The sequence below is a fragment of the Primorskyibacter flagellatus genome, assembly GCF_048268605.1.
GTDB lineage: Bacteria > Pseudomonadota > Alphaproteobacteria > Rhodobacterales > Rhodobacteraceae > Primorskyibacter > Primorskyibacter flagellatus.
Genome location: NZ_JBLWVF010000001.1, coordinates 172,397 through 198,270, shown reverse-complemented (window position 1 = coordinate 198,270; position 25,874 = coordinate 172,397). Strand labels below are relative to the sequence as shown.

21 protein-coding genes are annotated in these 25,874 nt (G+C 60.9%); 10 read left to right on the top strand and 11 right to left on the bottom strand.

The annotated features are described in order from the left end of the window. The first annotated feature begins 85 nt into the window (after positions 1 to 85). The 4 genes from ACN0WV_RS00960 (at position 86) to ACN0WV_RS00945 (ending at position 5,165) form a co-directional block, all read left to right on the top strand. Entirely contained in the window at positions 86 to 1,789 is a 1,704-nt protein-coding gene (locus ACN0WV_RS00960; protein WP_417603084.1) for a peptide ABC transporter substrate-binding protein, read from the top strand. Positions 1,790 to 1,906: 117 nt separating this feature from the next. Further along, entirely contained in the window at positions 1,907 to 2,914 is a 1,008-nt protein-coding gene (locus ACN0WV_RS00955) for an ABC transporter permease (RefSeq protein ID WP_417603082.1), read from the top strand. Then, positions 2,907 to 3,869: an ABC transporter permease gene (locus tag ACN0WV_RS00950; RefSeq protein ID WP_417603080.1), complete on the top strand. Its 963-nt coding sequence runs from the start codon at positions 2,907 to 2,909 to the stop codon at positions 3,867 to 3,869. The genes ACN0WV_RS00955 and ACN0WV_RS00950 overlap by 8 nt, the downstream gene beginning before the upstream one ends. A gap of 213 nt (positions 3,870 to 4,082) precedes the next feature. Beyond that, the gene (locus ACN0WV_RS00945) at positions 4,083 to 5,165 is read left to right on the top strand and encodes a YeeE/YedE family protein (protein ID WP_417603078.1); all 1,083 of its coding nucleotides are present in this window, start codon (positions 4,083 to 4,085) and stop codon (positions 5,163 to 5,165) included. On the opposite strand, the gene ACN0WV_RS00940 is transcribed toward ACN0WV_RS00945, so the two are convergent. The 7 genes from ACN0WV_RS00940 to ACN0WV_RS00910 form a co-directional block, all read right to left on the bottom strand. Continuing rightward, the gene (locus ACN0WV_RS00940; RefSeq protein ID WP_417603076.1) at positions 5,101 to 6,378 is read right to left on the bottom strand and encodes a DUF3422 family protein; all 1,278 of its coding nucleotides are present in this window, start codon (positions 6,376 to 6,378) and stop codon (positions 5,101 to 5,103) included. The genes ACN0WV_RS00945 and ACN0WV_RS00940 overlap by 65 nt on opposite strands. Before the next feature lie 234 nt (positions 6,379 to 6,612). Then, positions 6,613 to 6,969 carry a VOC family protein gene (locus ACN0WV_RS00935; RefSeq protein WP_417603074.1) on the bottom strand — a complete coding sequence of 119 codons (357 nt, stop codon included), beginning with the start codon at positions 6,967 to 6,969 and terminating at the stop codon, positions 6,613 to 6,615. 78 nt (positions 6,970 to 7,047) lie between these two features. Continuing rightward, positions 7,048 to 7,488, bottom strand: coding sequence for a putative quinol monooxygenase (locus ACN0WV_RS00930; protein ID WP_417603072.1), 441 nt, complete (start codon positions 7,486 to 7,488; stop codon positions 7,048 to 7,050). Positions 7,489 to 7,671: 183 nt separating this feature from the next. After that, on the bottom strand, positions 7,672 to 9,105 hold the full coding sequence (locus ACN0WV_RS00925) for an NAD(P)(+) transhydrogenase (Re/Si-specific) subunit beta (protein WP_084352444.1): 1,434 nt from the start codon (positions 9,103 to 9,105) through the stop codon (positions 7,672 to 7,674). 12 nt (positions 9,106 to 9,117) lie between these two features. Further along, entirely contained in the window at positions 9,118 to 10,689 is a 1,572-nt protein-coding gene (locus ACN0WV_RS00920; protein ID WP_417603070.1) for a Re/Si-specific NAD(P)(+) transhydrogenase subunit alpha, read from the bottom strand. A gap of 140 nt (positions 10,690 to 10,829) precedes the next feature. Beyond that, the gene (locus ACN0WV_RS00915) at positions 10,830 to 11,279 is read right to left on the bottom strand and encodes a methyltransferase family protein (RefSeq protein ID WP_417603068.1); all 450 of its coding nucleotides are present in this window, start codon (positions 11,277 to 11,279) and stop codon (positions 10,830 to 10,832) included. A 49-nt stretch (positions 11,280 to 11,328) separates the two neighbouring features. Further along, positions 11,329 to 12,279, bottom strand: coding sequence for an MBL fold metallo-hydrolase (locus ACN0WV_RS00910; protein ID WP_417603066.1), 951 nt, complete (start codon positions 12,277 to 12,279; stop codon positions 11,329 to 11,331). A gap of 115 nt (positions 12,280 to 12,394) precedes the next feature. Here ACN0WV_RS00910 and ACN0WV_RS00905 point away from each other — a divergent pair, with 115 nt between their 5' ends. Together ACN0WV_RS00905 and kynU are read left to right on the top strand one after the other, a co-directional pair. Next, positions 12,395 to 13,147 (top strand): SDR family NAD(P)-dependent oxidoreductase, encoded by a 753-nt coding sequence (locus ACN0WV_RS00905; RefSeq protein ID WP_417603064.1) that lies wholly within the window; start codon positions 12,395 to 12,397, stop codon positions 13,145 to 13,147. Then, positions 13,144 to 14,337, top strand: a complete 1,194-nt coding sequence (gene kynU / locus ACN0WV_RS00900) for a kynureninase (RefSeq protein WP_417603062.1) — start codon at positions 13,144 to 13,146, stop codon at positions 14,335 to 14,337. The genes ACN0WV_RS00905 and kynU overlap by 4 nt, the downstream gene beginning before the upstream one ends. Before the next feature lie 32 nt (positions 14,338 to 14,369). On the opposite strand, the gene ACN0WV_RS00895 is transcribed toward kynU, so the two are convergent. Beyond that, complete coding sequence (locus ACN0WV_RS00895; protein ID WP_084352456.1) at positions 14,370 to 15,143, bottom strand: gamma-glutamyl-gamma-aminobutyrate hydrolase family protein; 774 nt, start codon at positions 15,141 to 15,143, stop codon at positions 14,370 to 14,372. Between the two features lie 294 nt (positions 15,144 to 15,437). On the opposite strand from ACN0WV_RS00895, the gene ACN0WV_RS00890 reads away from it, so the two are divergent. Then, positions 15,438 to 16,589: an amidohydrolase gene (locus ACN0WV_RS00890; protein WP_417603813.1), complete on the top strand. Its 1,152-nt coding sequence runs from the start codon at positions 15,438 to 15,440 to the stop codon at positions 16,587 to 16,589. 166 nt (positions 16,590 to 16,755) lie between these two features. Here the strand turns inward: ACN0WV_RS00890 and ACN0WV_RS00885 are convergent, their stop codons facing one another. Both ACN0WV_RS00885 and ACN0WV_RS00880 read right to left on the bottom strand, forming a co-directional pair. Next, positions 16,756 to 18,897: a malate synthase G gene (locus ACN0WV_RS00885; RefSeq protein ID WP_417603058.1), complete on the bottom strand. Its 2,142-nt coding sequence runs from the start codon at positions 18,895 to 18,897 to the stop codon at positions 16,756 to 16,758. 230 nt (positions 18,898 to 19,127) lie between these two features. Then, on the bottom strand, positions 19,128 to 19,325 hold the full coding sequence (locus tag ACN0WV_RS00880) for a hypothetical protein (RefSeq protein ID WP_417603055.1): 198 nt from the start codon (positions 19,323 to 19,325) through the stop codon (positions 19,128 to 19,130). Positions 19,326 to 19,437: 112 nt separating this feature from the next. On the opposite strand from ACN0WV_RS00880, the gene pepN reads away from it, so the two are divergent. After that, the gene (gene pepN / locus ACN0WV_RS00875) at positions 19,438 to 22,074 is read left to right on the top strand and encodes an aminopeptidase N (protein WP_417603052.1); all 2,637 of its coding nucleotides are present in this window, start codon (positions 19,438 to 19,440) and stop codon (positions 22,072 to 22,074) included. A 317-nt stretch (positions 22,075 to 22,391) separates the two neighbouring features. Next, the gene (locus ACN0WV_RS00870; protein WP_417603811.1) at positions 22,392 to 23,270 is read left to right on the top strand and encodes a lysophospholipid acyltransferase family protein; all 879 of its coding nucleotides are present in this window, start codon (positions 22,392 to 22,394) and stop codon (positions 23,268 to 23,270) included. Between the two features lie 12 nt (positions 23,271 to 23,282). Here ACN0WV_RS00870 and ACN0WV_RS00865 read toward each other — a convergent pair whose 3' ends face one another. Beyond that, positions 23,283 to 23,993, bottom strand: a complete 711-nt coding sequence (locus tag ACN0WV_RS00865) for a transglycosylase SLT domain-containing protein (protein ID WP_084352724.1) — start codon at positions 23,991 to 23,993, stop codon at positions 23,283 to 23,285. Positions 23,994 to 24,299: 306 nt separating this feature from the next. Here ACN0WV_RS00865 and gatB point away from each other — a divergent pair, with 306 nt between their 5' ends. Beyond that, positions 24,300 to 25,811: an Asp-tRNA(Asn)/Glu-tRNA(Gln) amidotransferase subunit GatB gene (gatB, locus tag ACN0WV_RS00860; protein ID WP_417603049.1), complete on the top strand. Its 1,512-nt coding sequence runs from the start codon at positions 24,300 to 24,302 to the stop codon at positions 25,809 to 25,811. Positions 25,812 to 25,874: the final 63 nt, after the last annotated feature.

The window sequence follows — 25,874 nt, the reverse complement described above, 5'->3', positions numbered from 1 at the left end:
TTGGAAAAACGGCAAATGCGACCCGTCCTGCTTTTTACAACCGCACCGCGGCATTCTCTCCAAAAGTTCAACTCGGAGCTATGAAATGACACTGAAAACCTTCCTTATCGGTGCCGCGGCAACGACCGTTTTTGCGCCGATGGCCATGGCCGAGCGTGGCGCGGATGGCCATGTCGGGATCATTTACTGGCAGGCACCGTCGATCCTGAATGCCTATCTGTCGAACGGCACAAAGGACATCGAATCGGCATCACTGGTCAGTGAACCGATGGCGCGTTTTGATCCAACGGGGCAACTGGTTCCCTTTCTCGCGGAAACTGTTCCCACGGTGGATAACGGCGGGGTCAGCGAAGATCTGATGTCGATCACATGGAAGCTGAAAGAAGGCCTGCTATGGTCTGACGGGACGCCGGTCACATCGGCGGACGTGCTCTTTAGCGCAGAATATTGCATGCATCCCGAAGGCGGTTGTTCGCAATTTGCCAAGTTCGACGGCATCAAGGATATCGAGGTGCTCGACGAGCTGACCGTCAAGGTAAATTTCGAAGAACCCAAGCCCTACCCCTACACCGCCTTCATGGGCAACCAGTCGCCGATCATTCAGAAGGCGCAATTTGAAAGCTGCATGGGTGCCAAGGCCCCGGAATGCACCGAGGCAAATTTTGCGCCCATTGGCACCGGCCCTTTCGTTGTCACCGACTTTCGGCCAAATGACGTTATCCAGATGAAGGCCAATCCCCACTACCGCGATCCCGAAAAACCGGCCTTTGCAACGCTGACCTTCAAAGGCGGCGGCGACGCCATGGCCGCGGGCCGGGCGGTTCTGGAAACCGGCGAATTCGACTATGCATGGAATCTGCAACTGTCGCCAGACGTGCTGGCCGATATGGCGGACGGCGGCAAGGGCAAGCTGGTATCCGCCTTCGGCACGTTGGTGGAACGGCTGGAAATGAACTTGACCGACCCCTCGCCCGACCTGGATCCGGATATGCGCGCCACACGCGAGGCACCGCACCCGTTCCTGACGGATCAGGCCGTGCGCGAGGCGCTGTCGATGGCCATCGACCGTGATTTGCTGGTCGAGATCGGCTATGGTCAGGCTGGCCGGCCCACATGCAACCTGGTCCCCGGCCCCGAGATCTATGCATCCGACAACACCGGATGTCTCACCCAGGACATCGAGGGTGCCAAGGCGATGCTGGATGAGGCTGGCTGGGTGGACAGCAATGGCGATGGCATCCGCGACAAGGACGGTGTCGAACTGTCGATCCTGTTCCAGACCTCGACCAATGCCGTACGTCAGGACTTTCAGGCGCTGATCAAGCAGTGGTGGTCCGAACTGGGTGTCGAGACAGAGCTGCGCAACATCGACGCTTCGGTGTTTTTCGGTGGTGATCCGGGCAGCCCGGACACATTCCAGAAATTCTATGCCGACGTTGAAATGTACGCCAACAATTTCGACGGCACCGACCCGCAAGCTTTTCTGGCCAACTATCGCTGTGACAAGGAACCCCAGCCGGACAACCAGTGGCAGGGACAAAACATCAACCGCTATTGCGATCCCGAATACGATACGTTGATCGACGAGCTGTCCAGAACGGCAGAAATCGCTAAACGGTCGGAGCTGGCCAAGAAGCTGAACGACATGCTGACCAAAGAGACCTTCACCATCGTTCCACTGGTTGACCGTGGTCGCGTGTCCGCACATGCCAATGACCTTGGCGGCGTGCGGCTCAATACATGGGACTCCGAGATCTGGAACGCTGCGGATTGGCACCGTATCAAGTGATCTCATGCCTTGGGGCGGGCCAAAACCCGCCCCATGACTGACCCGCCGCAACGCCCCAACCCTGTGGCGCAAATTCAGTCACTCCGACAGCAAGACTGACCCGCAAAGGCGCCGTGCATGCTGACCTTCACGATCCGACGACTGGTCCTGTCAATCCCGACGCTTTTGCTCATCAGCCTTGTGATTTTTCTTCTGCTGGAACTTGCACCGGGCGACCCCACGGCTGCGCAACCCCTGACAATCCCGCCCGAAGTCCGAGAGCGTCTGCGCGAGGCGTTGGGACTGGGCGAGCCGCTGCATGTGCGCTTTGTGAAATGGATCGTACAATTCTTCTGGGTCGAACCGCAGGTCCTGATTGACCATCTGTTCGGCACCACCTTCGCGGAAGGCAAGCAGCGGCTGATCAGCTGGCAAACCCGTTCGCCCATCATGGACATTGTGGTCCAACGCATGCCGCAAACGCTGTGGGTGGTGGGGCTGAGCTATATCGTCGGTGTCTTGATCGCCCTGCCCATCGGCATTCTTTCCGCCTACCGGCAATATTCCATTTTCGACCAGATCGGCACATTCGTGTCGATGCTGGGCTTTTCGGTGCCGACCTTCTTTACCGGCGTTCTACTGATCGTGATCTTCTCGGTCCATCTGGGCTGGTTCCCGTCGATCTACGATACCACGCTTGTCGTAAATTCATGGGAAAGCTTCGTCGCGCAACTGCGCCAGATGGTGATGCCGGTCTTTGTGCTGGCGCTGTTCAATGCCGCGCAGATCAGCCGGTTCATGCGCGCCTCCATGCTGGACAACCTCAATCAGGACTATGTGCGCACGGCACGCGCCAAGGGCCTGTCCGAACGGGTCGTCGTGCTGGTCCATGTGCTGCGCAACTCGATGATCCCGGTGGTCACGGTGATCGCGCTTGGCGTGCCGCAGGTCTTTGGCGGCGCGATCATCACCGAACAGGTGTTCAAGGTGAACGGGATCGGGCAGTTGCTGATCACCGCCATTCAGGCCAATGACCTGCCGATGGTGCAGACCCTGACCTTCATCTTTGCCGTGCTCATCGTGTTGTTCAACCTGATCGCGGACGTGCTTTACGGCGTGCTTGACCCCAGGATCCGCTATGACTGAGCCCACCTCCAAGGTCATTCCCGGATCAGGCGGGGCAACCCCGGCGGGGGCATTGCCCGACCCGATCCCGGTCACACCGCCGCGCAGCCACTGGCGCGATGTCTGGGACCAGTTCAAGCGCCACAAAGGTGCCTTGCTGGGCGGGATCATCTTTATGCTGATCGTTCTGGCGGTTTTCCTAGGCCCGTTTTTCTGGTCGATCGACGCCAGCTACATCGACATACGCGCCCGCAATCAGGGCCCGAGCCTCGCCCATCCGTTCGGCACCGACCAACTGGGCCGGGACACGATGGCGCGGATGATGGCGGGTGGGCAAACCTCTGTCGCGGTGGGCATCACGGCGATGGCGCTGGCATTGGTGCTGGGCAGCTTCGTGGGGGTCATCGCCGGGTATTTCCGCAAACTTGACGGGCCGCTCATGCGACTGACGGATCTTTTCCTCGCCCTGCCGCTGCTGCCACTGCTGTTGGTCATGGTGATGCTGTTCCGAGGCGCGCTCAACGAGGCCTTCGGGCCCGAGACCGGCATCTTCATCCTGATCGTCGGTGCCATTGGCCTCACAAGCTGGATGCCCACGGCCCGGATCGTGCGCGGCGATGTGCTGGCGCTGAAGGAACGCGAATTCGTGCTGGCCGCGCGCTCTATCGGGACGACCAACACCAAGATGATCACCCGGCACATACTGCCCAACGTGATGTCGCCGATCATGGTGTCCGCAACATTGGGCATTGCCAACGCGATCATCACCGAAAGCGCGCTGTCCTTTCTGGGGCTGGGCTTTCCGCCCGACTTCCCCACCTGGGGCCGGTTGCTGTTCGACGCAGTCGATTACCTCCAGCAATATCCAGAGCGGGTGATCTGGCCGGGCGTGGCGATCTCCTTGACGGTGCTGAGCGTGAACTACCTTGGCGACGGGCTGCGCGATGCGTTGGATCCGCGCATTCGTGGGCGTTAAGCGCGCCAACGCCAGAAAGGTCCAGTTTCCCACAACAGTCGAGCGTTGCAGTCCGCATGTTTCGTGCTGCTCGCTCGGCACGGACGAATACACCGCGCGGCCTGCCAATGTAGAACATCATTCCAAACACACGCATCCACACGGCCAATTTTTGCTTGATTGCAGCAAAAATTTGGCCCAGATGCGGACAGTTTTCCAAACAAGGGCCGCGCCATGTTCGAATCATTCGGCTTTGAAGAAACCACCGCGAAACAGGCCAGCGTCGTGCTGGCACTGGTCATCGGACTGCTGTTCGGCGTCTTTGCCGAGCGTACGAAGTTCTGTTTTCGCCGTGGGCTTGTGGGCGAGGACCGTCGCGCTGCACTTGGTGTCTGGCTGACGGCGCTTGGTGTCGCCGTGATCGGCACGCAGCTCGCCGTGGCCTACGGATTGATCAACTTTGACGGACATCGTTTCATGGCCACCGACCTGCCATGGCTGGCCATCGTCGCTGGCGGTGCGATGTTCGGCGCGGGCATGGTCCTGACGCGCGGCTGCGTGTCCCGGCTGACGGTGCTGACCGGATCGGGCAACCTGCGCGCCCTGCTGGTCCTGCTGGTGTTTGGCGTGGTCGCCCATGCGACGCTCAAAGGCGTTCTGGCGCCTGTCCGCACGACGCTTGGCGCAGTGACGCTGCCCCTGGGCGAAACTGTCAGCCTGGCGGCCCTGCCCGGCGGCGCAGTGCTTTGGGCCGCTATTGTCGGTCTGGCAGCCCTGGCGGTGGGTTTGCGGTCAGGCAACGGCGCGGGGACGCTGTTGATGGCCGCGCTGCTGGGTCTGCTTGTACCCGCCGCTTGGGTGGGCACCGGGTTCATCCTGCTGGACGAGTTCGACCCGATCGCGATGGAAAGCCTGTCCTTTACCTCGCCCTCTGCTGACAGCCTGTTCTGGCTGGTCGCCTCGACATCTATCCCTGCGGGGTTCGGCGTGGGCCTTCTGGGCGGTGTGCTGGTGGGCGCATTGGCGTCTTCGCTGGTTTTCCGCAGCTTTCGCTGGCAAAGTTTCGAAAGCGCCGCACAGACCGGCCGCTACCTGACGGGCGCGGCGCTGATGGGCGTGGGCGGGGTATTGGCAGGCGGCTGCACCGTGGGCGCAGGCCTGTCGGGCGTCCCCACACTGTCCTTCGCCGCGATCCTCGCGATCCTGTCGATTGCGGGCGGCGCGCTGGCGGTCAATGTCGCGCTGCGCGGTGTCACTCCATCCGGGCGCGTATCCGACGGATTGCCAGCCACACCAGCACAACAACCGGCAGAGTGACCGCCGCCTGAAGCAGCCCCTTGCTCAGCCCGACAAGCTCTGCAAGCGGGTAAAGCAGATAGCCTGCAAGCGACACGGCGTAATAGCTGATCGCGACGACCGACAGACCCTCGACTGTCTCTTGCAGACGCAATTGCATATCGGCACGCTTGTCCATGCTTTCCAGCAGCTTCTGGTTCTGGGCAGAGCGTTCGACCTCGACCCGCGTGCGCAGCAGATCGCCCGCCCTGATCGCCCGGTCGGCCATCGCCTCCAGCCGCCGTTCGCTGGATTTGACGGTGCGCATGGCCGGATCGAAGCGGCGCATCATGAATTCGGCAAAAGTCTGACGGCCGCCGAACCGCTCTTCGCGCAGCACCTCGACGCGCTGACTGACAAGCGCCTCATAGGCACCGGTGGCACCAAAGCGGAACGCCGATTGCGCCGACAAGGACTCCAGCTCTGCCGAGACGCGCAGCAGCCCGCCCAGCGTTGCCTCTGAGGGATCGTCGCCAGAGGTCATCTGAACCATCAACTCGGAAAGTTCTGCGTCGATCACGCTCATTTGCGGCGCAAGTTCGCGCACCCGCGCGAAGCCCAGCATCGACATCGTCTTATAGGTCTCGATCTCGCACAGGCGCTGCACCACGCGCCCGACCCGCCGCTCGCCGGTCTGTTCGCCCACAAAGGCGGCGAACCGGGAATGGCCCGCAGAGTCGATGCGAAAATCGCCGGCGATAACCACCTCGCCGTCCAGCACGTCACTGACGGCAAGGCTTTCCGGCACAAACCAGTCACTAACCTTGGCCGCCACATCTTCGTCGGAAATGCGACGTTCCACCTGGATCATCGCCGAGGTCATCCGGACCCCCGGTGCCGCCTGCAACCAGTCGTCGGGAAAGATGTCAAAATCGGTGGGATCGAATGGCCGTTGCCCAAGCCCGGACAGGAACACCGTGTAGGTCACGAACTCCGTATGACTTTCCCATTTGATCGAGTGTTTGCCGATCTCACCCGAGAAATGCGTGGCCCCCGGCTGAGGATGCGCGGCACCGTGACGATCCAGAAGATCCGTCAGATGCGCCAGATCGGCGGCGCGGTCCCGCGATGCGGCGTCGTCAGGTCGTTTGACCGCCAGAAACACCGCACGACATGGCGTGGTCAAAAACGGAAACGGCCGGGCGTGCAGTTCATTGGCGAGACGGTAGCGCAAATCATGGTCGGATATGGGCATCGGAGAAGCAGATCCAGATCAAGTCAGTTGCCCTCGCATAGGCAGAGCGCGTGGCGCTGTAAACAGAAATATTCAATTAATTCCACAAGTTACAGGAATACAACTGTATACCGAAAGCGCCTGTGCGGCCCAGAAACGCAGCATTCCACCGCTTTTCCAAAGGGATAGCGGCATCAGTCAACGCGGCGCGGATTTGCGACTGCTCCACAAGGCGGTCCAAAGCATCGCAAACGCTCAGGCGGGTTGCCACAACTCCACCGGATTGCCCTCCGGGTCGTGGATGCGGGCAAATTGCCCGACCTCGGGACTGTTCCATTCGTCACGGGTCTCAACTTCGATGCCTGCGCGTTTCAGCTGCGCGATCATACCCTCCAGATCATCGACGCGGTAATTCAGCATCCACTGCTGGCCAGAGCGGCTGAAATAGTCGGTATCTGCCGGAAACGGCGCAAAAACCGTATAGCCTTCGCGCTGTCGCCAAGGCGCATCCGTCACCGGATCTACGCCTAGATGCTGGCTATACCATTGCGACAGCGCTGCGGGATCTTTCGCCCGGAAGAACACTCCGCCGATGCCGTTGACCTTGTGCATGATCGTTTTCCCCAAAATATCATATCAGCCATGGAACGCGCCGATCCGCCCAGTGTGCCCACATGAACACCAAAGCCGTCAGCGACGAAACCCACCGACGCGTTCGAAGTAGACCGCGCCGAGCGGATCAAAGATGGCACGCACAGCTTCGTTGGCGGGACCGTAGACAACCAGCCGCGTGGACGTGAACACATCCGAAAACCGTGCGCCGAAATTTGGACCAAAGGTCTGCATATGGGCGACAGTTGCGGCATTGTCAGCATAGCGATCCTGAAGATGCACCAAATCACCCGAGCGTTGAAATTCGTAGCGAAGCGTTCCGTCCTCGGTCTGGGTCGAGGTGATCATATCGGCCATGAGTGACTGGAACGCCTCCTCTTTCCCATCCTTGATTGTCGCCTCGACAAGCAGCTGAATATCATCGGCGCTTTCGTCCGAATGGCCCTCCGCATGCGCCGCACCGGCAAGCACGAACATCACGCCGGCGGCAGATAAAAAACCATGGAAATATCGGGTCATCGGTGGATCTCCAAAATCTGGACGACAGCAGCAGGGCTATAAAGGCACTGTACGGCGGTGACCCAAGGTTAACATCATTGCGCGTTTCCGGCAACGAAAGCCGCGTCGCAAGCAACGCCAGAACGCAATAAGGCCCCGCTGATCAAAGCGGGGCCTCACGATGAAGGTTTGGAAAGAGCGCGCTTAGCTAATCTTGGCGAGAAGCGCGTTCAGGCTGTCCTTGGCGTCGCCGTAGAACATGCGCGTGTTGTCCTTGAAGAACAGCGGGTTCTCGATGCCGGAATAGCCGGTGCCCTGCCCGCGTTTGGACACGAAGACCTGCTTGGCCTTCCAGCATTCCAGCACCGGCATGCCGGCGATGGGGCTGTTGGGATCGTCCTGTGCGGCCGGGTTCACGATGTCATTGGACCCGATCACGATGGCGACGTCCGTATCGGGGAAGTCGTCGTTGATCTCGTCCATCTCCATCACGATGTCATAGGGCACTTTGGCTTCGGCCAGCAGCACGTTCATATGACCCGGCAGACGGCCCGCAACGGGGTGAATGGCGAAACGCACGTTCTTGCCCTTGTCGCGCAGGCGTTTGGTCAGTTCAGACACCGATTGCTGGGCCTGGGCGACCGCCATCCCGTAGCCCGGGATGATGATGACGCTGTCTGCCTCGTCCAATGCGTTGGCCACGCCATCCGCGTCAATCGCGATCTGCTCGCCCTCAACCGCCATCTGCTCGCCCGCGGGGCCACCAAAGCCGCCCAGGATGACAGAAACGAAAGAGCGGTTCATCGCCTTGCACATGATGTAGGACAGGATCGCACCGGATGAGCCGACCAGCGCGCCGACCACGATCAGAAGATCGTTGCCAAGGCTGAAACCGATCGCAGCCGCCGCCCAGCCGGAATAGCTGTTCAGCATCGAGACAACCACCGGCATGTCGGCACCGCCGATGCCCATGATCAGGTGATAGCCGACAAACAGCGCCGCCAAGGTCATCAAGAACAGCGGGAAGAAACCGCCCGTATTCATGTACCAGATCAGGCAGAGCAGCGACAGAACCGCCGCCCCGATGTTCAGCAGATGCCCACCCGGCAGCTTCTTCGCCGCGCTGGTGACCTTGCCGGCCAGTTTGCCGAACGCCACAATCGACCCGGTGAAGGTGATCGCACCGATCAGGATGCCAAGGTAGAGCTCAACCCGCAGGATGCCCTGCTCGACGCCGTCTTTCTTGGCGATCAGCGCCGCAAAGCCGTCAAGAGCCAGTCGCGCGGTTTCGTCCATGGCCAGCACCCGACCCAGTTCGAAATGCGCGTTGAAGCCCACAAAGACTGCCGCCAGACCGACAAGGCTGTGCATCGCGGCCACCAGTTGCGGCATCTCGGTCATTCCGACGCGCTTGGCGATGATCCAGCCGATGGTGCCGCCTGCCGCGATCAGGATCAGGGACAATAGCCACAACCCCGAGCCCGGCCCGATCAGCGTTGCAAAAACAGCAAGCGCCATGCCGACGATGCCGTACCAGACAGCGCGTTTTGCGCTTTCCTGTCCTGAAAGCCCCCCCAGAGAGAGGATGAAAAGGACAGCCGCGACGACATAGGCCGCTGTTGTAAATCCGAATTCCATAACCCTGCCCCCTTACGACTTCTGGAACATGGCGAGCATGCGCCGTGTCACGAGGAAGCCGCCGAAAATGTTGATACCGGCCATGAAGACCGAAAGCGCGGCCAGCAGGATCACCAGGAACGACCCGGAACCGATCTGCATCAGCGCGCCAAGAATGATGATCGACGAGATGGCGTTGGTGACGGCCATCAATGGCGTGTGCAGGCTGTGCGCCACCCCCCAGATCACCTGGAACCCGACGAACACGGCCAGCACAAAGACGATGAAGTGCTGCATGAAGCTGGCAGGCGCGATCAGCCCCACACCCAGCACCAAGGCGCCACCGACCGCCAACAGGGTCACCTGCTGTTTGGTCTGTGTCTTGAAGGCCGCGACCTCGTTGGCGCGCTTCTCTGCTGCCGTCAGTTCCTTGGGCTTGTCTTTCTTCTGCGCCGCGATCGCCTTTACCTTGGGCGGTGGCGGCGGGAAGGTCACCTCGGATGCGTGAGCGATGGTTGCCCCGCGGATCACGTCATCCTCCATGTTGTGAACCGGATTGCCGTCCTTTTCAGGCGTCAGGTCGGTCATCATGTGACGGATGTTGGTGGCATAAAGCGTCGAGGATTGCGTCGCCATCCGGCTGGGGAAATCGGTGTAGCCGATGATGGTCACGCCATTGTCGGTCACGATCTTCTCGTCCGGCACGGTCAGTTTGCAGTTGCCGCCGCGTTCGGCGGCAAGGTCCACGATCACAGATCCCGGCTTCATCGCCTTGACCATATCCTCGGTCCAAAGCTCTGGCGCTTCGCGGTTGGGGATCAGGGCGGTGGTGATGACAATGTCGATGTCGGGCGCAAGCTCGCGGAACTTCGCAAGCTGGGCCGCTGCGAATTCGGGCGAGGATACGGCAGCATAGCCACCGGTTGCCGCGCCGTCCTGCTGTTCTTCCTCGAAATCGAGGTAGACAAATTCGGCACCCATCGATTCGACCTGCTCGGCCACTTCGGGGCGCACGTCGAAGGCATAAGTGATCGCACCCAGCGAAGTCGAGGTGCCGATGGCAGCCAGACCGGCAACACCCGCACCGACAACCAGAACCTTGGCCGGGGGCACCTTGCCCGCCGCCGTGATCTGGCCGGTGAAGAAGCGGCCGAAATTATTGCCTGCCTCGATCACCGCGCGATAACCCGCGATATTGGCCATGGAGGACAGCGCATCCATCTTCTGGGCGCGGCTGATGCGCGGGACCATGTCCATCGCGATGACGCTGGCACCCTTGGAGGCGCACAGATCCATCAGCTCCTTGTTGGAGGCCGGATAGAAAAACGAAATCAGGGTTTTGTCGGCAGTCAGCCGTTCGGCCTCTGCATCGCTGGGGGGCCGCACCTTGGCGATGATGTTGGCCTCTTGCCACAACTCCTCTGAGGTCGCGGCGATCTTTACTCCGGCGGCCTCATAGGTCGCATCCGAAAACCCTGCGGCCAGTCCGGCCCCGGTTTCAATTACACAATCATACCCCAGCTTTTGCAGCTGAAGCGCCGAGTCCGGAGTCATCGCGACCCGGTTCTCGCCGTCGAACACTTCCTTTGGCGTTCCTATCTTCAAGTTCCTGTCCCCCTTGCGTCAGAACGGGCAATTTCCCTAGCGGCAATGCCGCATCTTGATCGGTCTACAGTGCTGACCTACCCGCGACAAGCAGCCATGCCGCCGTTCAATGCTGCTACACAGCATATTAAGAGCAGAAGTTACACCCACCTTCTGACTTGTTGCGCGTATCGTGCGAATTGCGCAACGAACTTTCGTCGTAGACGCGCCTCTTCCGGAAGAATGAACCGCGTTTCGATCAACCAGACGAAAATCGGGACCAGAGGCAGTGCCAGCACGGCGTCCCAATACAGGATCATTCCGGTCAAGATCATCGAATCGCCAAGATAGATCGGATTGCGTGTGCGGCTGAAAATGCCCGTGGTCACCAGCGCGTCCGGAATGCGGTGCGGCACGACGGTGGTCCGTTTCGACCGCATCTCGTAAACGGCAAGCACCATCAACAACAGCCCGCCGCCAACCAGCATGCCGCCCAGCAGATCGGCCCAGACCGGACCAAAGCTCAGCGCCATCGGTGTCCATGTCTTTTGCGCCCAGGCCAGACCCAGTGCACCGACCAACCAGACGGGCGGTAGATCAAGCCATTTCATGTCATACTCCGGACATCGGCAGGCGACGGTGCCCGCTCGTCCGCTGCCCCTATTCCCATTCCATTTCCTCAAAGACCCGGCCGGCATTCTTTGTCGCCAACTCCTCGAACGTATCCAGATGCGCCCAGTTCGTCTGATCGACGTAATAGGCCCCGGCCAGATCGCCCCCCTCTTCGAGATGCGCCCCGATCTTTGCGCGCAAATCCACCAGATAATCGTGCGTGTAACGCGTGACCTGCGCAAGGTTCGTCGGATGCCCATGCCCCGGAATGACATAGGTCGGGTTCAGTGGCACCAGCGCGGTCTCCCAGGTCTCGATCCAGCAAGAGGTGCAGGTATCGGCAAAGATCGGCGGCATCCGTTCGTGAAAGGCGATGTCTCCGGCGATCATCAGGCTCCATTGCGGAATCCACACCTGCGTGTCGCCCGGCCCGTGTGCGGGGCCAAGGTGAAGCACTTCCAGCGTCACATCGCCCATCTCGACGGTTTTGCGGTCCTCGAACGACATGTTCGGCACCGCCACGCGCGTGCCGTCTGCCTTGTCACGGTTGTAGCCCTGCATGGCTTGCAGAATGAAGTCGCCGTTTTCCTCGATTTCTTCGATGGCTTCGACATGGGCGAGTATATCGACGCCCTGATCGGCCCAATAGGAATTGCCCAACATCGCATGGCCTTGGCCGTTCTCGTTGATGACAAGCCGCACAGGCTGGTCCGTCACCGCGCGGATTTCATCATGCAAAGCGGCGGCCAGACGCGCGCTGGCGCCACCATTGACCACCACAACACCATCGCCTGTCACCACGAAGCTGAGGTTGTTGTTATGGCCGGAATTCTCATAGGTCGGCGGTGCTGTTGCCCCGATGGCCGAGAATACATGCGGGATCACCTCGACCGGCTTGGAGTAAAGTTCCGACTGCGGATATTGATCCGCAATATCCTCACTGGCCCAAACAGACTGCGCTAATACTGCGGCCACCGCGCCGATCAAAAAGGTTTTCATGCGACTCTCCCTGCGAATTTCGCCGTCACATTCACAGGAATGAATGCGTAAGTAAAGCGGCCCCTTGCTCCTGCCTCCGGCTGCGCTACTCTGCCCCGGAAAAGAAAGGACGCGCATGACACTCGCAGGAAAACACGCACTCGTCACAGGCGGCGGCACCGGGATTGGCCTTGCAATCGCCCGCGCGCTGGCAGAACGGGGTGCCGTGGTCACGATTACCGGCCGTCGCCGCGCGGTGCTGGAAAAGGTTGCAGACGGCATCCTGCATCCGGCGGAGATGGACGTCCGCGACGAAGCATCGGTCGTGGAGGGTATCGCAGGAGCCGTTGCCGCCCATGGGCCTGTCCAGATCTGTGTGCCCAATGCCGGCATTGCCGAGGGTCGCGCCCTGCACAAGACGGACATGACGTTCTGGCGCGATATGATGGCGACCAATCTTGATGGTGCCTTTCTGACGATCCGCGAATGTCTTGCCTCCATGCATCAGACCGACTGGGGGCGCGTCATCGCGGTGTCGTCAATTGCCGGTGTTCGTGGCCTGAAAGGCGCGCCCTGCTACAGCGCCTCGAAACACGCCATGATCGGGCTGATCCGCGCGTTGGCCGCCGATTATCTTGGCAAACCCTACACGTTCAACGCGCTTTGCCCGGCCTATGTGGACACCAATATCGTGCCGCAAAATATTGACCGCATCATGGCCCGCACCGGCATGTCAGAGGATGACGCCCGCAAGGTCATGGTCGGTGCCAATCCGCATGGCCGCCTGATCGCCCCGGCAGAGATCGCCGAGGCCGCACTTTGGCTCTGCGGTGACAATTCCGGCAGTATCAACGGACAGGCAATCCAGATCGCCGGAGGTGAAATGTGATGGATTTTTCTGCAACCCGCGCGATGTTCGACCTACCCGAAGGCGTGATCTATCTGGACGGAAATTCACTGGGCCCTCTGCCGAAAGCTGCCACTGAAAGGGTCGCGCGGACGGTGAAGGACGAATGGGGCGAGATGCTTATCACCGGCTGGAACCGCGCCGGATGGATGGCGCAACCCTCGGTTCTGGGCGATCGCATCGGCACGTTGCTGGGCGCGCCAACGGGAAGCGTGGTGCTGGGCGACACGCTGTCGGTCAAGATCTATCAGGCCCTCGCCGCTGCTTTGCACATGCGCCCGAATCGCAAGGTCATCCTGTCGGACAGCGGCAATTTCCCCTCGGATCTGTATATGGCACAGGGGTTGATCGCCGGGCTGGACAAGGGCCATGAGCTGCGGGTTGTTGCACCAGAGGAGGTGGCGGACGCCATCACCGAAGAGGTCGCGGCACTGATGATTACAGAGGTCGACTATCGCACAGGTCGCCGCCACGACATGCCCGCGCTGACTGCCAAGGCGCACGAGAAAGGCGCGCTGGCGATCTGGGATCTGGCGCATTCGGCGGGCGCTGTGCCGGTGGATCTGACGGCGGGCAAAGCCGATTTCGCCTGTGGCTGCACCTACAAGTTTCTGAATGGCGGCCCCGGCGCGCCTGCCTTCATCTATGTGGCTCCACAGCATGCAGACACGGCGCAACCGGCCCTGTCCGGCTGGCTTGGGCATGAAGCGCCCTTTGCCTTCGACGCGGATTACCGCCCCGGTCAGGGGATCGAGCGGATGCGTGTCGGAACGCCTGCCGTATTACAGATGGCCGCGCTGGAGACCGCGCTCGATATCTGGGACGGGGTGGATATGCAGGCGCTGCGCAAGGCCTCCTTGGTGCTTGGCGATCTGTTCATCGCCGAAATGCGCGCCCGCTGCCCCGACCTGACGCTCGCCACGCCCGAGGCACATGCGATGCGCGGCTCTCAGATCAGCTTTCGTCACCCACAGGGCTATGCGGTCATGCAGGCCCTGATCGCCAGAGGCGTGATCGGCGATTTCCGTGCCCCTGACATTTTGCGGTTCGGTATCACGCCGCTTTATATATCGCAGGACGATGTCAGCGCCGCCGCAACGATCCTTGCGGAGATTCTGGACCAAAAGCTTTGGGACCGGCCTGAATATCACAAGCGCGCCGCCGTGACCTGAACGCGGGCACGACGCGCTGCAAGTCGGGTGGCTCAGGCAGTTCTCAGCGCGGCGCGCGCACCGCTCGCCCATGCCCGTACCGCATCGCCAAAGGCGGTGAACAGCGGGCGCGACACCGGATCATTGGCCGCGTCCCATTCAGGATGCCACTGCACCGACAGGGTAAAGCCCGCCGCACCTTTGATATAGGCGGCCTCGGCCGTGCCATCGGGGGCCAGCCCGTCAATCACGAAACGCGCGCCGGGCGTCTTGACGCCCTGCCCGTGCAGCGTATTCGTCATCACCTCGGACGTGCCCAACAACCGATGAAAGACGCCGCCTTCGGTAAAAGTGACCTTGTGGCGCAGCGCGAATTTCTCTTCGATCGTGCCGTCGGGCGGCATGCGGTGGTTCATCCGGCCCGGCAGGTCGCGGATTTCGGGATAAAGCGTCCCGCCCATCGCCACGTTCACCTCTTGATAACCACGGCAGATACCAAGAAACGGCTGGCCCGCCTCGACGCAAGCCCGCACCAGCGGCAGGGTGATGGCATCGCGCGCCCGGTCGAACGCGCCATGCGCTTCGGTCGGTGTCTCGCCGTATTCCTCGGGGTGGACGTTGGGCCGCCCACCTGTCAGCAGAAAGCCGTCGCATGTCTGCATCAATTCCGCCACCGTCACGAAACGCGGATCGGCCGGGATCAGCAACGGAATGCACCCTGAAACACAGGCAACCGCCTCAGAGTTCATCGCCCCACCGGCATGGGCCGGATAGTCATCGTTGAGCAAATGCTGGTTGCCGATAATGCCGACAATGGGTCGTGTCATATTGGACAGGTCTCCGGAACGCTTCTGCGTCAATCTAATGCTCTCAGGGATAAGAGAAAAGCCCGGATGCTACAGTTTGAGGCGGACACACACCCAAGATGGGCCGCGCTGCCCGGTTTCAAGGCAGTCGGTCGCCCTTTAACGCACCCGTAACCAACGCCCCCTCTGCGGCGCAGAAAATGGCGCGCCGTTGAGATGTTGCCTGCCGCGCCTGAACATCACCACCCAAGGACCGCTTTGACCAATTTTGAAACCATGCCTACTGTCTTGGTAATGATAAATGCAGGCGAACCGATGCTGACAAACGCTGACCTTGTTGAACTGACGCGCTTCCGCCGAGACCTTCACAGACGCCCGGAATTATCCGGGCAAGAGGTCGAAACGGCCCGTTCCATCGTCGCAGCGCTTCAATCGCTCTCCCCGGACCGAATTCTGCAAAATCTGGGCAGGCACGGGGTCGCTGCGGTCTTCGAAGGTGCCGTTGACGGCCCGACCGTCCTGTTCCGGGCAGAACTGGACGGCCTGCCGATACAAGAGCAGTCGGACAAGGCCTGGGTGTCCCAGATCCCCGGCCAAGGCCACCTGTGCGGGCATGACGGGCATATGACCATGCTGCTGGCGCTGGGGCGGCTGATCGCACGCAAACCGGTCGCGTCAGGACGGGTCGTCCTGATGTTTCAACCCGCCGAAGAGGACGGGAGCGGTGCCCGCGCCGTAGTTGCGGACCCGACCTTCGCTGACATCGCGCCGGATTGGGCTTTCGCAATCCATAACGAGCCCGGCCGCGAATTTGGCCATGTTGCAACGCGGGCCGGCCTGATCAACTGCGCCTCTCGCGGTCTTGCGATAAAGCTGAAGGGAAAGACCGCCCACGCGGCCAACCCCGAGGACGGCATGTCACCGGCACGCGCCGTCGCTGAACTGATCCCTGCCTTAAGCGCCCTCGGCGCCGGAGGCGCGCTGAACGATGCATTCAGACTGGCCACCGTCACACATGTCCGCGTCGGCGAGCCGACCTTTGGCGTCGCCCCGGGTGACGCGGTGATCCATGTGACCCTGCGCAGCGCGAGTGATGATGCACTGGAAAGCATGGCAGGAAAGGCACGCATCGTTGCCGAGAAAATCGCCGGACGTGATGGGCTGACTATTTCGTTCGAGATCTGCGACGACTTTGCCGCCTCGATCAACGACCCCGATGCAACCGCTGTCGCAGTCGCCGCAATGACCGCAATCGACGTGGCAAATGGCGAGGACGGTTTGCCGATGCGCGCCTCAGAGGATTTCGGCGTGTTCGGCTGGAATGCAAAGGCTGCAATGCTCTGTCTTGGCACAGGGAAAGACTGCGCGGCCTTGCACAACCCCGATTATGACTTTGACGACAACCTTATTCCGATCGGCGCTGCGATATTCGAACGGATCGCGCGCGACCTTCTCGGGATAGCGTGACAACCGGGTGATCAACGCGGGCACGTTCTGGAACGTGGTCCGAAACGAACGAATACGGAAAGATTGGATCTACCTGCCGGATTGTCCCTGCACCCGCAGAGGCACGATCCGGCAGAAGAAATGGCCTGGACGCGATCACTGAATAGCTTCGACCGAGTTGCCCGGCTCAACCGGCTGCTTTCTTTTCCAGCCTGCGGGCGTGCAGAACCGGCTCGGTATAGCCGGAAGGCTGCACGCGTCCCTTGAACACCAGATCACAGGCGGCCTGATAGGCGACACCGTCAAAACCCGGCGCCATTGGGGCATAGGAAGGATCCTCTGCGTTTTGCCGGTCCACCACGGCGGCCATCTTTTCCATTGCCGTGGTCACTTGCTCTGCGCTGATCACATCGTGGTGCAACCAGTTGGCGATGTGCTGGGCGGAAATCCGGCACGTGGCGCGGTCCTCCATCAAGGCAACGTCATGGATGTCGGGCACCTTGGAGCATCCGATCCCCTGATCGATCCAGCGCACAACATAGCCAAGGATGCCTTGGGCGTTGTTTTCGACCTCTTGCAGGATCTGTGCCTCGGACCACATCCGGTAGCTGGCCAGCGGTATATCGAGGATCGTTTCGACATAGGCGCGCCGCCCGCCTGCCTTCAGCTTGTCCTGCACGGCGAAGACATCGACCTTGTGGTAATGCAACGCGTGAAGCGTGGCCGCCGTTGGCGACGGCACCCAGGCACAGTTGGCACCGGATTTCGGGTGTTCGATCTTGGCTTCCAGCATCGCGGCCATGGCGTCGGGCATCGCCCACATGCCCTTGCCGATTTGCGCCTTGCCCTGAAGCCCGCATTCCAGCCCGATATCCACGTTCTGGTTCTCGTACCCGCCGATCCATGCCTTGCGCTTGATAAAATCCTTGCGGCTGAACGGCCCGGCCTCCATCGAGGTGTGGATCTCGTCGCCCGTGCGGTCAAGAAACCCGGTATTGATGAAGGCGACACGATGGCGTGCCGCGCGAATGCACTCCTTGAGGTTGACCGTGGTGCGGCGCTCTTCGTCCATGATGCCGATCTTCACGGTATTCGCGGGCAGGCCCAGCACCTTTTCGACATGATCGAAAGTCTCGCTGGCAAAGGCGACTTCCTCGGGCCCGTGCATCTTGGGTTTGACCACATACACAGACCCGCTCAGCGAATTGCCACCGTCGCGGTTCAGGTCGTGCATGGCGATCAGCACCGTGATCATCGCGTCCATCAGGCCTTCGAAAACCTCGTTTCCATCCTTGTCGAGAATGGCCGGGTTGGTCATCAGATGCCCGACATTGCGGATCCAAAGCAAAGCGCGGCCCTTCACGACCAGCTCGCTGCCATCCGGCGCGGTGTAGCTTTGATCCTTGTTCAGCCTGCGCGACAGGGTCTTGCCACCCTTGGTGAAGCTGGCCTCCAGATCGCCCTTCATCAGGCCAAGCCAGTTGCCATAGGCTTGTGCTTTATCCTCGGCATCGACGCAGGCCACGGAATCTTCGCAATCCATGATCGCGGTCACGGCGGATTCCATCACGACATCCGCCAAGCCTGCCTGATCACGCGCACCGATGAAATGTGTGCGGTCGAAGACCAGTTCCACATGCAAGCCGTTATTGCGCAGCAGCAGCGCCTCCGGTGCTTTGGGGTGGCCGCGATAGCCGACGAATTTTTCCGGTTGCGCCAGCGGCATATCATCCACCAGAAGCGCGCCATCACTGATGTGATAGCGCCGCGCATCTGCATGTGAGCCACCTTCGATCGGGAAAGCATCATCCAGAAACACCCGCGCCCTTGCGACAACCCGCGCACCGCGCCCCCGGTCATAGGGGCCTTTGGGCGCGGCATGTCCCATCGCATCGGTGCCGTAGAACGCATCGTACAGCGAACCCCAACGCGCATTCGCCGCATTCAGGGCAAACCGCGCATTTGTGATCGGGACGACAAGTTGGGGACCGGGCACAGACGCAATCTCTGGGTCGACATTTGCGGTGTCGATTTCAAAATCGCCGCCTTCCGGGAGAAGATAACCGATCTCTTCCAGAAACGCCTTGTAGGTCGGCAGGTCAAGCGTCTGCCCGCGTTGCGCTATATGCCAAGCATCAATCTTGGCCTGTAATTCGTCACGTCTGTCCAGAAGTGCGCGGTTCTCGGGGCCTTTCTCATGCAGCAGATCCGACAGCCCCGCCCAGAAATCATCGGCGGCAATGCCCGTTCCTGGCAGCGCGCGGTCCTCAATGAAATTGTACAGAACTTCGTCGATTTGCAGACCATTGCGGTCGATGCGATGTGTCATGGAAAACCTCTTGGCCTACGCGAGGCACGCGCCCCGGCAATTGTGCAAAAACGAGTAGGACAAAAATTTCCGTTAGGCAACATGGAGGTATCCATCCGATGCGCGGTCGCACCGTAGATCGTAGCCCTGAGCCCGGAAGTCCGCAAACTGCCTTGGGGCATCAGATCCGTTCTGAGAGGCCTGAGGCCACAAGATGACGGGTCAAGCCCGTCATGGGTCCGTCTTGTCGATCAGTCGGATTGGACAGCCTCCCCGGTCCGCCCGTCAATCTGGGTCTCTGCGCCTTCCGGATCGTCAGCGGCGGCAAACACCCAGATAACGAACGCGGTGAACAGCACCAACGCTGCGCCAACCGCGAATTTCATCCCGCCCAAAGCGGGGCGATGGTTTTTTTCCTGGGTCTCGACATTCGTTTTGGGGGCTGACATCGTATGCTCCTGTATTTGGCGTCAACATTTCGCGGCTTTGCGCGCGCTACTTGGTCAACAGCGTGGTGGTGCAAAAGTTCGGCGAAAATTCAGTTCTCACGGAGATGTGTGCATGAGAGACTCCCCCCCTCAGACGATTTATCTGAAGGACTACACCCCGCCCGCTTGGTTGGTGGAGGATGTGCATCTCACCTTTCGGCTTGCCGCCAAAACCACGCGCGTGATCAGCCGCATACGTTTTGCGCCCAATCCGGACAGGGTGGATCAGACGTTCTTTCTGCATGGCGAGGATCTGGTGCTGATCTCCAGCCATATCGACGGCGTGGCGGTCACGCCCACGATCACGGAAGAGGGGCTGAGTTGCGACGTCCCAGACGGCCCTTTCACCTGGGAGGCCGAGGTCGAGATCAGCCCGGCGACGAATACCGCGCTTGAGGGGCTGTACATGTCCAGCGGCATGTATTGCACTCAATGCGAGGCCGAAGGGTTTCGCAAGATCACCTATTATCCCGATCGGCCGGACGTGATGGCCCCATTCACGGTGCGGATCGAGGCCGATCTGCCGGTGATGCTGTCAAACGGCAACCCGGTGGCTGAAGGTGAGGGTTGGGCCGAATGGCATGATCCGTGGAAAAAGCCCAGCTATCTGTTTGCACTTGTCGCAGGCGATCTGGTCAACCATCCTGATCGTTTTACCACCATGTCGGGCCGCGACGTGGAACTGAACATTTGGGTCCGTCCCGGTGATCTGCACAAATGCGCCTTCGGGATGGAAGCGCTGAAGAAGTCGATGAAATGGGACGAGGACGTTTACGGCCGCGAATATGATCTCGACATCTTCAACATCGTCGCGGTCGATGACTTCAACATGGGCGCGATGGAAAACAAGGGGCTGAACATTTTCAACTCCTCTGCCGTATTGGCCAGTCCCGAAACGTCGACCGACGCCAACTTTGAACGGATAGAGGCGATCATCGCGCATGAGTATTTCCACAACTGGACCGGCAACCGGATCACCTGTCGCGACTGGTTCCAACTATGCCTGAAGGAAGGGCTGACGGTTTATCGCGACAGCCAATTCACGTCCGACATGCGATCCGCCCCCGTCAAGCGGATCAGCGACGTGATTGACCTGCGCGCGCGGCAATTTCCCGAGGATCAGGGACCGCTGTCCCATCCGGTCCGGCCCGAGCGTTTTCAAGAGATCAACAACTTCTACACTGCCACTGTCTACGAAAAGGGTGCCGAAGTGATCGGCATGCTCAAACGGCTGGTGGGGGATGAGGCCTATGCGAAGGCTCTCGACCTCTATTTCGAGCGGCATGATGGCGACGCGGCCACGATCGAAGATTGGTTGCGGGTGTTCGAAGATGCAACAGGCCGCGATCTGACGCAATTCAAGCGCTGGTATTCCCAGTCTGGCACGCCACGCCTGACGGTTACGGAAGGCTGGGCAGCCGCAGACGACGCGTCCCGGCCCCCGAGCCGGGACCTTGCGGACAACCCCGAGGCCCCGGATCAGGTCCGGGGCGGGGACACCCCAAGCGGCACTTACACGCTGACATTCGAACAGCACACCCCGGAGGGATCTGGTCAGACCGAGAAGGAACCACAGGTGCTGCCCATCGCTGTTGGCCTTCTGGGCCCGAATGGCGACGAGGTCTCGGCGACAACGCTGCTGGAGATGACGCAAGCCAAACAAAGCTTCGAGTTCACCGGGCTGTCGGCGCGGCCAATCCCCTCGATCCTGCGCGAATTTTCTGCGCCGGTTGTGCTGGAACGCGAAACCAGCGCCGACGAGCGCGCCTTTCTGCTGGCGCATGACACCGACCCGTTCAACCGCTGGGAAGCCGGCAGACAGCTTGCTCGTGACGGGTTGATCGCGATGATCCGCAACGGCTCCCCTACCGACGACCGCTGGCTGGAAGGCATGAGCCGCGTCGTCCGGGACGATTCGGCGGACCCGGCTTTCCGGGCACTTATGCTCTCGCTTCCAGCAGAATCCGAGCTGGCACAAGCCCTGCATGAACAGGGTACCACCCCGGACCCGGATGCCATCTGGCAGGCGCGCGAGACCGTCGCGCAGCAACTGGCGGAGACGTTGCAGGATGCCCTGCCCCGCTTGCAGGCAGAGATGACGGTCGAGGGGGCATATTCGCCCGATGCCGGCCCCGCCGGCCGTCGCGCGCTTGCCGGCAAGCTTCTGGGGTTGACGACACGGCTGGACGGAGGTGCGCAGGCAGCGCGGCAATACACGAATGCCGACAACATGACCTTGCAACTCACGGCACTGGCTTGCCTGATCCGATCCGGCAGAGGCGAGGATGCGTTGGCCGCGTTTTACAACCGGTGGAAAGACGACCGGCTGGTGATCGACAAGTGGTTCATGCTGCAAATCGCAGAGGCGGATCCGGCCCGCGCAGCGGATGTCGCCAAGACGCTGACCGAACATCCCGACTTTGACCTCAAGAACCCCAACCGGTTCCGCGCGACGATGGGCGCTCTGGCGATGAACCATGCCGGGTTCCACCGCGCCGACGGGGACGGATACGCCTTGCTTGCGGATTGGCTGATCCGACTTGACGCGCTGAATCCGCAAACCACGGCGCGGATGTGCTCGGTGTTTCAGGCCTGGCGCCGGTACGATGCAGATCGGCAGGCGCTTATGCGGCAAAACCTCGAACGTATCGCGGCCAAATCCGATCTCAGCCGGGACACCGCCGAAATGGTAGGACGCATCCTGGGATGAACACGTTCAGGACCATCGGTGCCCGCACGGGCATCGGTGGGCTTCGTACCCAAGTGGAACACAACGGGGGCACCCGAAAGGTTGCCGCACCGGTCCGGCGGTCGCTGTCTGAAAATACCGCCCTTGTTACATAGACGATCGCAAGAAAGGGTGCTGGACGTTAATCACCTCAATAGCGGGTACGGCCTCGCAACGCGCGTGCCCTTAAAAGGCCGTTTCCCGCTGATAAAATCGTTCAGTTCGCTCCAGAACTTGAAAAAACGCAGCGCAGGGCCAATCTTACCCAATTGACGCCGCAGAACCGTGAACAGGTCAACATGTATGACCGGATAGATCCCCTTATCGAGGAACGCGCGCCTTGGCTTTTCTCCGGGCGGCTTGGCACGCGTCCGGCCCGTGCGGCGCTGAACACCTTGCTGACATACAAGCGCACCGTTTCGCTGGCGGAGAGTTTCCGCGACACACCGAGCGCCCGGATCATGCAACAGATGGCACAGATGCTGGCGCGCGATGTGGTCGTCGCCGGACTGGACAATATTCCCCGGCAAGGCGCAGCCATGGTCGTGGCAAATCACCCGACCGGAATTGCCGATGGCATCATCCTGCACGCTGCACTGGCCCGGATTCGCCCCGATGCGTATTATTTCGCCAATCACGACATCCTGCGGGTGCTGCCGCAGATGCAGGACATGATCGCCCCAGTGGAATGGCGACCGGAAAAGCGCAGCCACGGCAAGACCCGCGAAACAATGGCCTATACGCGTCAAGCTGTGGCGGAGGATCGGCTGGGCGTGATCTTTCCATCAGGCAGGCTGGCAAAACGGTCCGGTCTGCGCCTGCACGAACGGCCGTGGATGCCATCGGCGGCTATGATCGCGCGCAAATTCGATCTGCCGGTGATCCCGGTCAATATTCAGGCGCGCAACTCGGCGATGTTCTATCTGTTTGACCTGATCCACCCGACATTACGCGACATTACCCTGTTCCACGAAACGCTGAACAAGCATCGCCAACCGTATCGTATCACCATCGGCGAGGCTATTTCTGCCGCCGCCCTTCCGGCCCGGTCGGACGAAGGGATAAAGCTTCTTCGTCGCGCAACTCTGGCGCTTGGCGGCGCGCATGCCCCGACCGTGTCGCTGGTGGACAGCTCGCGCAGGCCGTTCTGGATGAGACGGCGTGTAACGCCTAACTGAGCAATCCAACGGTCAGTTCGACGCAAGATCAACCGGTCGGGCAACCGGACGCACATATGGCACCGATTTGCAGTAGCTCTGCCTGCGCAACCAAGTCGCCATATCACGGCGCTTCGCGGCACTGTGGAAGGGCCCCCAATCGGCGGCGACACCGCGCATTCCGCGCGAAATCACCCCGTCCCGGCGGACCGTCCGGGTCATGATCCGCAATCCGCAGGACAGGTTCGCCGCACCATTCATCAGCGCCGCTCCGGTCCGGGCCTTGCAGCCATAGCCACGCGCGGTTGCCGGCAGAATTTGCAACAATCCATACCAGCGCCCGCCGCCGCCCACAGCTTCGGGCCGGTAGGTGCTTTCATGTTTGGCCAGCGCCGACAGGAACCCCACCCAGAATGCCCGCCGATCGGCCAGACTTGCACTGGCGTAGCCCGGACACCAATCGACCACATCTTGCGGCACAGTGCGGGCCAGCGGCTCGGCATGCGCGGACAGTGCCGACAGGGCCGCGCGCGACCATGTCGGCCCCTTGTTCACATCTTGCCAGCGCGTTGCAGGAAGACGGTCGATGCGGCGCTGGGGGCGCAATGACCGTGTCGGCGCAAGCACCGATGCCGTTACAATATTCCCCTGAACCGTCGCGGACCGCAGCAGCGCGACACCCACAGGTTTATCAGGCAACACCGTATCGGCCGCGTGCAGCGGTCCGGCCAATACTCCCAACATGATGAGGCACCTGAGCATCGTGACAGAATGCCCAAACGCCACCCGACGCGCAAGCATCCGACCACGGTTTGTACCCGATAGCGCGCCTTCGACCCGCAGATGCGCAACCACCGCCCTACGCAAGCCGCGTCCCGGCCTTTGCGCCGGGACCTCTGTCCGGGCCTATCAGCCTTGCCCGGCACCAGTTGCACCACCACAGGACCGCAACCAACCGGATTGCGCCTCTCGACGCGTCTGCACTGCCTCTTGCTCCTGTCCCGGCTCTGACTTAGAACCCGCATCGACCCTTCTGGAAGGATATAGACCATGCTGGATCTGAGCTATGAGGCCCCCAAGCCCAAGGTGATCGCCGGGGCGAAACACGACTGGGAACTGGTGATCGGACTCGAAGTCCACGCCCAGGTTGCCAGCAAGGCCAAGCTCTTTTCCGGTGCCTCGACCAAATTCGGCGCCGAACCCAATTCCAACGTCGCCTTCGTGGATGCCGCGATGCCCGGCATGCTGCCCGTCATCAACGAATTCTGCGTCGAACAGGCGGTGCGCACCGGGCTGGGCCTCAAGGCACAGATCAACCTGAAATCGGCGTTCGACCGCAAGAACTATTTCTACCCCGACCTGCCGCAGGGCTACCAGATCAGCCAGCTTTACCACCCCATCGTCGGCGAAGGCGAAGTGCTGGTCGATATGGAACCCGGCATCGCGCGACTGGTGCGGATCGAACGCATCCATATCGAACAGGATGCCGGCAAGTCGATCCACGACATGGATCCGAACATGTCCTTCGTGGACCTCAACCGCACCGGCGTTGCGCTGATGGAAATCGTCAGCCGCCCCGACATTCGCGGCCCCGAAGAGGCCGCCGCCTATGTGACCAAGCTGCGCCAGATCCTGCGCTATCTGGGCACTTGCGATGGCAACATGCAAAACGGCAACCTGCGCGCGGATGTCAACGTGTCGGTCTGCCTGCCGGGCCAATATGAGAAATATCAGGACACGCAGGATTTCAGCCATCTCGGCACCCGGTGCGAGATCAAGAACATGAACTCCATGCGGTTCATTCAGGCGGCGATCGATTATGAGGCCAAGCGTCAGATCGCCATTCTGGAAGCGGGCGGGGAAATTGACCAAGAAACCCGGCTGTATGATCCCGACAAGGGCGAAACCCGGTCGATGCGGTCGAAAGAAGAAGCGCATGACTATCGCTACTTCCCCGATCCCGACCTGCTGCCGCTGGAAATCGAGCAGGGCTGGGTGGATGATATTGCCGCCTCATTGCCCGAACTGCCCGATGCCAAGAAGGCGCGTTTCGTCAAGGATTTCGGCCTGTCCGAATATGATGCGTCGGTTCTGACGGCCGACACTGCCAATGCCAGCTATTTCGAGCAAGTCGCCAGCGATACCGACGGCAAGCTTGCCGCCAACTGGGTCATCAACGAGCTGTTCGGACGCCTCAAGAAAGAAGACCATTCCATCGAGGAAAGCCCGGTCTCGCCCTACCAGTTGGCAGGCATCATCAAGTTGATCCAGAAAGGCGACATTTCCGGCAAGATCGCCAAGGACCTGTTCGAGATCGTCTACACCGATGGTGGCGACCCGGCCCAGATCGTCGAAGATCGCGGCATGAAGCAGGTCACCGATACCGGCGCCATCGAGGCCGCGGTGGACGAGATCATCGCCGCCAACCCCGCGCAGGTCGAAAAGGCCAAGGCCAATCCAAAACTTGCGGGCTGGTTCGTCGGGCAGGTGATGAAGGCCACCGGCGGCAAGGCCAACCCCAAGGCCGTGAACGAGATCGTGGCAACAAAGCTCGGCCAATAGGCCGGGCGCACCCAATTCCGGCGCTGTAGAAAGGAAACGGCAGCCCAGACCAGCCGAGCCTTA

Excerpts from the sequence above, each read along its gene's own strand:
- ACN0WV_RS00960 (WP_417603084.1), top strand. The coding sequence starts at position 86 with ATGACACTGAAAACCTTCCTTATCGGTGCCGCGGCAACGACCGTTTTT.
- ACN0WV_RS00955 (WP_417603082.1), top strand. The coding sequence starts at position 1,907 with ATGCTGACCTTCACGATCCGACGACTGGTCCTGTCAATCCCGACGCTT.
- ACN0WV_RS00950 (WP_417603080.1), top strand. The coding sequence starts at position 2,907 with ATGACTGAGCCCACCTCCAAGGTCATTCCCGGATCAGGCGGGGCAACC.
- ACN0WV_RS00945 (WP_417603078.1), top strand. The coding sequence starts at position 4,083 with ATGTTCGAATCATTCGGCTTTGAAGAAACCACCGCGAAACAGGCCAGC.
- ACN0WV_RS00940 (WP_417603076.1), bottom strand. The coding sequence starts at position 6,378 with ATGCCCATATCCGACCATGATTTGCGCTACCGTCTCGCCAATGAACTG.
- ACN0WV_RS00935 (WP_417603074.1), bottom strand. The coding sequence starts at position 6,969 with ATGCACAAGGTCAACGGCATCGGCGGAGTGTTCTTCCGGGCGAAAGAT.
- ACN0WV_RS00930 (WP_417603072.1), bottom strand. The coding sequence starts at position 7,488 with ATGACCCGATATTTCCATGGTTTTTTATCTGCCGCCGGCGTGATGTTC.
- ACN0WV_RS00925 (WP_084352444.1), bottom strand. The coding sequence starts at position 9,105 with ATGGAATTCGGATTTACAACAGCGGCCTATGTCGTCGCGGCTGTCCTT.
- ACN0WV_RS00915 (WP_417603068.1), bottom strand. The coding sequence starts at position 11,279 with ATGAAATGGCTTGATCTACCGCCCGTCTGGTTGGTCGGTGCACTGGGT.
- ACN0WV_RS00910 (WP_417603066.1), bottom strand. The coding sequence starts at position 12,279 with ATGAAAACCTTTTTGATCGGCGCGGTGGCCGCAGTATTAGCGCAGTCT.
- ACN0WV_RS00905 (WP_417603064.1), top strand. The coding sequence starts at position 12,395 with ATGACACTCGCAGGAAAACACGCACTCGTCACAGGCGGCGGCACCGGG.
- ACN0WV_RS00895 (WP_084352456.1), bottom strand. The coding sequence starts at position 15,143 with ATGACACGACCCATTGTCGGCATTATCGGCAACCAGCATTTGCTCAAC.
- ACN0WV_RS00890 (WP_417603813.1), top strand. The coding sequence starts at position 15,438 with ATGCTGACAAACGCTGACCTTGTTGAACTGACGCGCTTCCGCCGAGAC.
- ACN0WV_RS00885 (WP_417603058.1), bottom strand. The coding sequence starts at position 18,897 with ATGACACATCGCATCGACCGCAATGGTCTGCAAATCGACGAAGTTCTG.
- ACN0WV_RS00880 (WP_417603055.1), bottom strand. The coding sequence starts at position 19,325 with ATGTCAGCCCCCAAAACGAATGTCGAGACCCAGGAAAAAAACCATCGC.
- pepN (WP_417603052.1), top strand. The coding sequence starts at position 19,438 with ATGAGAGACTCCCCCCCTCAGACGATTTATCTGAAGGACTACACCCCG.
- ACN0WV_RS00870 (WP_417603811.1), top strand. The coding sequence starts at position 22,392 with ATGTATGACCGGATAGATCCCCTTATCGAGGAACGCGCGCCTTGGCTT.
- ACN0WV_RS00865 (WP_084352724.1), bottom strand. The coding sequence starts at position 23,993 with ATGTTGGGAGTATTGGCCGGACCGCTGCACGCGGCCGATACGGTGTTG.
- gatB (WP_417603049.1), top strand. The coding sequence starts at position 24,300 with ATGCTGGATCTGAGCTATGAGGCCCCCAAGCCCAAGGTGATCGCCGGG.